General features: G+C 33.3%; 2 protein-coding genes, 1 tRNA gene and 1 pseudogene. 2 read left to right on the top strand and 2 right to left on the bottom strand.

From position 1 onward, the window contains the following. A tRNA-Thr gene (locus EKL98_RS15325) sits at positions 1-73 on the top strand. A gap of 73 nt (positions 74-146) precedes the next feature. Here EKL98_RS15325 and EKL98_RS15320 read toward each other — a convergent pair. Together EKL98_RS15320 and EKL98_RS15315 are read right to left on the bottom strand one after the other, a co-directional pair. Next, positions 147-1100: pseudogene (locus EKL98_RS15320) on the bottom strand (ISAon1 family transposase). 13 nt (positions 1101-1113) lie between these two features. After that, positions 1114-1476: an ISAon1 family transposase N-terminal region protein gene (locus tag EKL98_RS15315; protein ID WP_126563080.1), complete on the bottom strand. Its 363-nt coding sequence runs from the start codon at positions 1474-1476 to the stop codon at positions 1114-1116. Positions 1477-1658: 182 nt separating this feature from the next. Here EKL98_RS15315 and EKL98_RS15310 point away from each other — a divergent pair, with 182 nt between their 5' ends. Further along, positions 1659-2147: a DUF5362 family protein gene (locus EKL98_RS15310; protein WP_126563079.1), complete on the top strand. Its 489-nt coding sequence runs from the start codon at positions 1659-1661 to the stop codon at positions 2145-2147. The last annotated feature ends 55 nt before the right edge of the window (positions 2148-2202 follow it).

The raw sequence follows: 2202 nt of genomic DNA, 5'->3' as shown, positions 1-2202 counted from the left end.
CCAGCGTAGCTCAGTTGGCTAGAGCAGCTGATTTGTAATCAGCAGGTCGTGGGTTCGAGTCCCTCCGCCGGCTCTTTAGTAAAACCATCTAACTTTTGTTAGGTGGTTTTTTTGGATCAATCCCAAAACCTGTGGAGCGACAAAAATTAAGCATAAATATTTGTTAGTCTAAAAAGGAAAAACTCAATGTTTCTAACCCCTCTAAATTGAGATCTAAATGCTTTTATTTTGGCGTTAAAGGATTCTGCTGAAGCATTAGTACTTCTATTATCAAAATAGTTCAATATGTTTTGATAATGATTGATTATTGTTCGGGAAATTGTATTGAAAGACTTAAACCCAGATTGACTTACCTTTTCGTGCCCTTTTGCAAGTCTAGCAAAACCAATGATTTTATGAGTCGTTTTTTCAAAGATGTTACGTAGAGCTTGTGTTAGATTGTATGCCTTTTGGATATCAGGATATAATTCAAATAATAAATGGGCTCATTGTAATTGATTCTCTGACCATTTTGATTTATTCTTGTATAAGAAATAGCGACTTCTGGCTAGCAATTGTTTCAGTGTATCCCCATTAATTAATATTTCAGACTCAAACTTTTTCTTGTTTTTCTTGGCTTTTTCTATAGCCTCATTTTCCTGATCTATTGCTTGCCAGCGGTATTTGATTCTGATTTCTTGTAAAGCCTCTGTAGCTAGTTTTTGAACGTGGAATCGGTCGATAACACGAGTTGCATTTGGAAAACATTTCTTGGCAATCAGCCCCATATTTCCTGCCATATCAAGGGTGATTTCGGTAACTAGATTTCGTTGTTTAAGAGGAATTTTTTCAATGATAGCAATTACAGTTTCAGCTTTAGTTCCCGCAACCATTGCAACGATGGTTCCTTTTCTTCCTTTGGCGGCCTTATTGGTTAGAATTGTATAGAGTTCACCATTAGACAGGGAGGTTTCGTCTATTGATAATTGTTTTCCAATGTTTTCAGGGAAAATAAGCCATTTTTTTGCGTGTGGTTTTTGATTCCAGATTTTAAAATCACTTAAGAAATCTTTGTACTGATGTTGTAGATTTTTACCGCTAACACCATAGAACGATGCTATAGCATTACAGTCATTAGGCTTGGAATCTATTGATTTCTTTTAAAAAAGACGCGAACTCCTGTGTTACCCGAGTTCCGTCTGCTACTAAATTCCAATCTCTAAAAACAACTTGCCCAGTATCCTCATTAAGCCATCTTCTACGAGTGATATGAAGGTATACTTGATGTCCACGAATTGGAAAATCTTGAACCGTTATCTCATCAAAGAATCCTTTGGAGCTTAATTTGTTTTGACGGTACTCTTTTGGAATCGAATTAATCTCTTTTAAGTAAAGATGAAGTAATTCTTCTCCTTTTTTATAAGAAGTAAGTTCAAAATAATCAACTATAATTTCTGGTAATAATAACTTGAGTAGTTCAACAAAAGAATCTTGCATTTGTATTTAATTTAAAAAGACAAATATCGAAATTTAATATTTCCCCACAACATTTAGACTTGATCCGTTTTTTTTTTTTGCATTCTTTAGAATAAAAGTGAATAGAGTCAAAATTATAGTTCAGTCTGTTATTATCTCAGAATTTTCATTAAATTTGATGTATCACTTAAACAATATTGATTATGGAAGAAATGGTTGATCTATCAGAAGAATCTACGTTTGAAGAATTTGAATTGCAGGTGAATGAGTCTGCTAAAGGGTTTCTAAAAGAAGCAGCAAAATGGGCTTATTTTTTATCTGTTCTTGGTTATATTGGTGTTGGTTTTATTGTTTTGGCTGCGATTTTTGCAGGAGCAATTTTTACGACAATTGGCCATATGATGCCAATGGAACAAATGGGGATGTTTAGTTCTGCATTTGGCATTATGATGACTGTGGTTTATTTGTTGATTGCTGGGCTTTATTTCTTTCCAATTTATTATTTGAACAGGTTCGCTTCTAATTTGAAGGCTGCTTTAAGAGATAATAATTCGGCAACACTTGCCAATTCATTCGAATATTTAAAATCACATTACAAATTCATTGGGATTTTGGCTTTAATTACTTTGTGTTTTTATGGCTTAATTATCATTTTTATTAGTATTGCTGCCATAGATACTGGTTTGAGATAAAATTTATTTTTTAGATTCTGATTAAATTTTTATACAAAAAACCCGTCTTGTTCTG

It is taken from the genome of Flavobacterium bomense (assembly GCF_003970355.1).
The sequence above is the reverse complement of the archived record's forward strand: the minus strand, read 5'-3'. Positions and strand labels throughout refer to the sequence as shown.

Excerpts from the sequence above, each read along its gene's own strand:
- EKL98_RS15310 (WP_126563079.1), top strand. The coding sequence starts at position 1,659 with ATGGAAGAAATGGTTGATCTATCAGAAGAATCTACGTTTGAAGAATTT.
- EKL98_RS15315 (WP_126563080.1), bottom strand. The coding sequence starts at position 1,476 with ATGCAAGATTCTTTTGTTGAACTACTCAAGTTATTATTACCAGAAATT.